Here is a 5,407-nt window from a genome sequence, read left to right on the forward strand (position 1 = left end):
TCATCCTCGAACAAGCACCCCCCACCCCCGACACCAACAACGACCGCGAGAACGACGGGCCGGAGCCGGCCGTGGTGCCGTGGCCGGTCTCCGCCGTGACGGGGCAGGCCCTCCAGGCGCAGGCGGCGCGCCTGCTGTCGTACGCGCGCTCCCACGGGGACGTGACGGCGGCGGACATCGGGCACGCGCTGGTGACCACCCGGTCCGTCTTCGCGCACCGTGCCGTCGTGGTGGCACCCGGCCGGGACGGTCTCACGGAGGGCCTCGCGGCGCTGGCCCGTGGCGAGCAGTCGCCGGCCGTCGTCACGGGCCGGATCCCGGACGAGCGGCTCTCCTCAGGGGCGCGGCCGAAGACCGTGTTCGTCTTTCCGGGCCAGGGCGCGCAGTTCGCCGGGATGGCCGCCGGACTGCTGGACTCCGCACCGGTGTTCCGCCGCTCCCTGGAGGAGTGCGCGGCCGCCCTCGCGCCGTACGTGGACTGGGACCTGCTCGCCGTGCTGCGCGGCACGGCGGAGCCGGACTGGCTGGAGCGGGTGGACATCGTGCAGCCGGCGCTGTTCGCGGTGATGGTGTCGCTCAGCGCGCTGTGGCGGGCGACGGGCGTGGAACCGGACGTCGTCGTGGGCCACTCGCAGGGCGAGATCGCCGCCGCGTGCGTGGCGGGCGCGCTGTCGTTGCGGGACGCGGCGCGCGTGGTGGCCGTCCGCAGCCAGGCGCTGCGGGCGCTGGCCGGACGCGGCGGCATGGCGACCGTGGCCCTGGGCGAGGCCGATGCCGCGCGGCTCCTGGCCCGCTGGGACGGCCGGCTGTCGGTCGCGGCCGTCAACAGTCCGTCGTCCGTGGTGGTGTCCGGCGAGACCGGGGCGCTGCGGGAACTGCTGGACCACTGTGCCGCCGAGGGGACGCGGGCCCGGCGCGTCCCCGTGGACTACGCCTCCCACTCGGCCCAGGTCGAGGAGGTGCGCGACACCCTGCTCACCGCGCTGCGGGACATCGAACCCGCCCCGCCCCACACGGCGTTCCGCTCGACCGTCACCGGCGACCTCGTCACGGACGCCGGTCTGGGGGCCGCGTACTGGTACGAGAACCTGCGCCGCCCGGTGCGGCTCGCGGAGGTCACCGACGCGCTGGCCCGGCAGGGCTACGACGTCTTCCTGGAGGTCAGCCCGCACCCCGTGCTCGTGGTGCCGGTGCAGGAGACGATGGACCACGCCGAGGCGGCGGACGCCCTCGTCACCGGATCGCTGCGCCGCGACGACGCGGGCCCCGCCGGCTTCCTGAAGGCGGCGGCCGCCCTGTGGGTGGAGGGCGTCCCGGTCGACTGGACCCCGGCGTTCGACGGCCGCCGGGGGCGCCGGGCCGAGCTGCCGACCTACGCCTTCCAGCGGCGGAGCTACTGGCTGGACGACCGGCCCACCGCGGCGGGAGCCGTGGTCAGCGGGGTGGAGGCCGACGGCCATCCGCTGGTCGACGCGGCCGTCCCGGCGGCGACCGGTGACTCGCTGGTGCTGACCGGGCGGCTGTCGGTGCGCACGCATCCCTGGCTGGCCGACCACACGGTGCACGGCACCGTCCTGCTGCCCGGCACCGCGTTCCTCGAACTCGCCCTGCGCGCGGGCGAACTCACCGGACACCGGCAGGTCCGGGACCTGACCGTGCAGGCTCCGCTCGCGCTGCCGGCGGACGGCGGTGTGACGGTCCAGGTGGTGGCCCGGCGGCAGGACGACGGGGACGGCTGGACCGTCGGCGTGTACGCGCGGGACGAGGACGACGCGCCCTGGACGACCCACGCGACCGGACTGCTCGCCCCGGACGGCGAACCGGCGCCCCGGGACAGGGAGGCCTGGCCGCCGCCCGGTGCCACCCCGGTCGAGGTCCGCGGCCACTACGCCCGGCTGGCCGAACGGGGATACGGCTATGGGCCCGCCTTCCAGGGGCTGCGCGCCGCCTGGCGGGCCGGCGGTTCGGTCTTCGCCGAGGTGGAACCGGACGCGGGGCAGCCGGCCGGTGCCGCGCTGTTCGGCCTGCACCCGGCCCTGCTGGACGCGGCCCTGCACGCCGTCTCCCTGCCGGACGGCGACCGGTCGGAGGCGCCCCGGGACCAGCGCACGCTGCTTCCGTTCTCCTGGAGCGACGTCCGCCTGCACACCCCGGGCGCCACGGCACTGCGGGTCCGTGTGACGCCCACCGGCCGGGACAGCGTGTCCGTCGCCCTGTCCGACCGGGCCGGGAACCCGGTGGCCACGGTCGGCTCGCTCGCCCTGCGGCCGGTGGATCCCGCGCGTCTCGCCTCCGCCCGCCCGGGACGGGACGGCGGGCTGCTGCGGCTCGCCTGGCCCGTGGCGCCGGCCGCGGCCCCGGCGGACCGGCCGGCGGCCGGCCGCTGGGCGCTGCTCGGGTCCGCCGGGACCGGCGCCGGCCCGGACCTCCTGGCGGAGACGGTGCACCACGCCTCCCTCGGCGCGCTGACCGAGAGCCTGGACGCGGGTGCCGCCCGGCCGGACACGATCGTCGCGTTCTGGCCGCCGGGCCCCGCGACAGACGCCGCGGACACCACGGCAGACGGCGCGTACCCCGCGACAGACGGCGCTGACCCCACAAGCGCCGGCCCCAACCCCTCGGCACCCGGCGCGGATCCCGCAGGCGCCGGCCCCAACCCCACGGCACCCGGCCCGAACCCCACAAGCGCCGGCCCCAACCCCACGGCACCCGGCCCGAACCCCACAAGCGCCGGCCCCAACCCCACGGCACACGGCCCGAACCCCACAAGCGCCGGCCCCAACCCCACGGCACACGGCCCGAACCCCACAAGCGCCGGCCCCAACCCCACGGCACACGGCCCGAACCCCACAAGCGCCGGCCCCCACCCCACGGCACACGGCGCGGATCCCGCAGGCGCCGGTGCGGACGCCGTACGGCAGGCCTCCGCCTGGGCACTGGCCCTCCTTCGGGAGTTCCTCGGCGACGACCGGTACGCGGAGGCCCGGCTGGTGTTCGTCACCCGGCGGGCCGTGCCCGCGCACCCGTCGGACGTCCCGGACCTCGCGGGCGCCGCCGTCTGGGGGCTGGTGCGCTCGGCGCAGACCGAACACCCCGGGCGGCTGGTCCTGGCCGACGTCGACCCCACCCGTCCCGCCGCCGGACAGCTCGCCGCGGCCCTGACCGCCGGCGAACCCCAGTGCGCGGTGCGGGCGGGCAAGGTGCACGTGCCCCGCCTGCACACGCACCGCGCGGAGCCGTCCGGTGCCGGTGCGCCGGCGTTCGGCGACGGCACCGTGCTGATCACGGGCGGTACCGGCACCCTCGGCGCCGTGGTGGCCCGGCACCTGGTGGACGCGCACGGGGTCCGGCGGCTGCTGCTGGTCAGCCGTCAGGGCGACGCGGCCCCCGGGGCGCCGGAGCTGGTGGCCGAACTGTCCGGCCAGGGCGCCACGGTACGGGCGGTCGCCTGCGACGTGACCGACCGGGACGCGCTGGCGGCGCTGTTCGCGGATCTCGCCGGCGGCGGCGCCCCGGTGTCGGCGGTGATCCACGCGGCCGGTGCCCTCGACGACGCGGTGGTGACCGCCGCGACCCCGGAGCAGCTGGAGCGGGTCACCCGGCCGAAGGTCGACGCGGCCCTGCACCTGGACGCGCTGACCCGCGATCTGGACCTGGCGGCGTTCGTGCTGTTCTCCTCGGCCTCCGGGACCCTCGGCACGGCCGGGCAGGCGGTCTACGCCGCGGCGAACGCGGCCCTGGACGCGCTGGCCCTGCGCCGCCGGGCGAGCGGCCTGCCCGGTACGTCCCTGGCCTGGGGCTTCTGGGAGCGGCGCAGCGGCATGACCGGCCACCTGTCGGACGCGGACGTCGCCCGCATCGCGCGCTCCGGGACGCGTCCCCTCTCCGTCGAGCAGGGCCTCGCCCTCCTCGACGGGGCACTGGGGTCCGGCGAGGCGGTGCTCGTACCGCTGCTGCTCGACACCGGGGCCCTGCGGGAGCAGGCCGCGGCCGGGGCGGTCCGGCCGGTCCTGCGCGACCTCGCCCCCGCGGCGCGGACGGGGACGGCCACCGGAGGCGGCACCGGGACCGGGGCGCCCGTGCTCACCGGTCTCGACGCGCTGCCCGGGGCCGAACGCGCACAGGTGCTGCTCGGCCTCGTCCGCGCCACGGCCGCCTCGGTGCTGGGGCACGCGTCGGCGGACGCCGTGCCGGAGGGACGCGGCTTCGTGGACCTGGGCTTCGACTCGCTGGCCGCGGTGGAGCTGCGCAACCGGCTCGCCGCCGCCACCGGGCTGCGGCTGCCGACCACGCTCGTCTTCGACCACCCGACGCCGCTCGCGGTCGCCGGCCGGCTCGGCGACCTGCTGGCCCCGCCGGAAGCGGCGGGGTCCGTGCTCACCGATCTGGACCGCCTGGCTTCCGCCCTGCGCGGCACGCGGGAGGACGACGACACGCGGCGTCGGGCGGTGGAACGGCTGACGGACCTGCTCGCCGAACTGGCCGCAGCCGGCGCGGCGGACCTGCGGCCCGCGCTCGACGAGGCCACCGACGAAGAACTGTTCGACCTGGTGGACAACGGGTTCGGCACCGCCGACTGACGCGCCGTCGTGCCGGCTGACTGAAAGGTGTGGAACGCATGGCGGATGAGACGAAGCTGCGCGCCTATCTGAAGCGCGCGGTCGAGGAGGGGCAGCGGACCCGGGCCCGTCTGGAGGAGGTGGAGGCGCGGGCGCGGGAGCCGATCGCCGTGGTGAGCATGGCCTGCCGGTTCCCCGGCGGTGTCACCAGCCCCGAGGAGCTGTGGGAGCTGGTCGCCGAGGGCCGGGACGCGCTGGCGGAGCCGCCCGCCGACCGCGGCTGGGACCTCGCCCGGCTGGCGGCCGACGAGACCGGCCGGCCGAGGCCCGGCGGGTTCCTCCACGACTGCGCGGACTTCGACCCGGAGTTCTTCGGGATCAGTCCGCGTGAGGCGCTGGCGATGGACCCGCAGCAGCGGATCCTGCTGGAGATCGCCTGGGAGGCCTTCGAACGGGCCCGCCTCACCCCGGAGGCGCTGCGCGGCAGCCCGACGGGGGTCTTCCTCGGGGTGATGTACAGCGACTACGGCAGCCGCGTGGTGCGCGCCCCGAAGGAGGTGGAGGGCTACCTGGGCAACGGCAGTGCCGGCAGTGTGGCCTCGGGCCGCCTCGCCTACACGTTCGGCCTGGAGGGGCCCGCGGTGACGGTGGACACCGCCTGCTCCTCCTCCCTCGTCGCGGTCCACCAGGCCGCCCACGCCCTGCGCTCGGGCGAGTGCTCCCTCGCCCTGGCCGGCGGTGTGACGGTCATGTCGACGCCGGGCGTGTTCGTGGAGTTCGCCCGGCAGGGCGGGCTCGCGGCGGACGGACGCTGCAAACCCTTCGCCGCCGCCGCCGACGGCACCGGC

2 protein-coding genes are annotated in these 5,407 nt (G+C 77.3%); both read left to right on the top strand.

Features of this window, described 5'->3' with window-relative positions:
- The coding region (locus IEZ20_RS39260) for a type I polyketide synthase (RefSeq protein WP_189307916.1) at nucleotides 1-4,580 on the top strand (4,580 nt) is incomplete at its 5' end.
- 38 nt (nucleotides 4,581-4,618) lie between these two features.
- A partial coding sequence (locus IEZ20_RS39265) for a beta-ketoacyl synthase N-terminal-like domain-containing protein (RefSeq protein WP_189307918.1) occupies nucleotides 4,619-5,407 on the top strand: 789 nt, incomplete at its 3' end.

The sequence above is a fragment of the Streptomyces cinerochromogenes genome (genome assembly GCF_014648635.1).
Classification (GTDB): Bacteria; Actinomycetota; Actinomycetes; order Streptomycetales; family Streptomycetaceae; genus Streptomyces; species Streptomyces cinerochromogenes.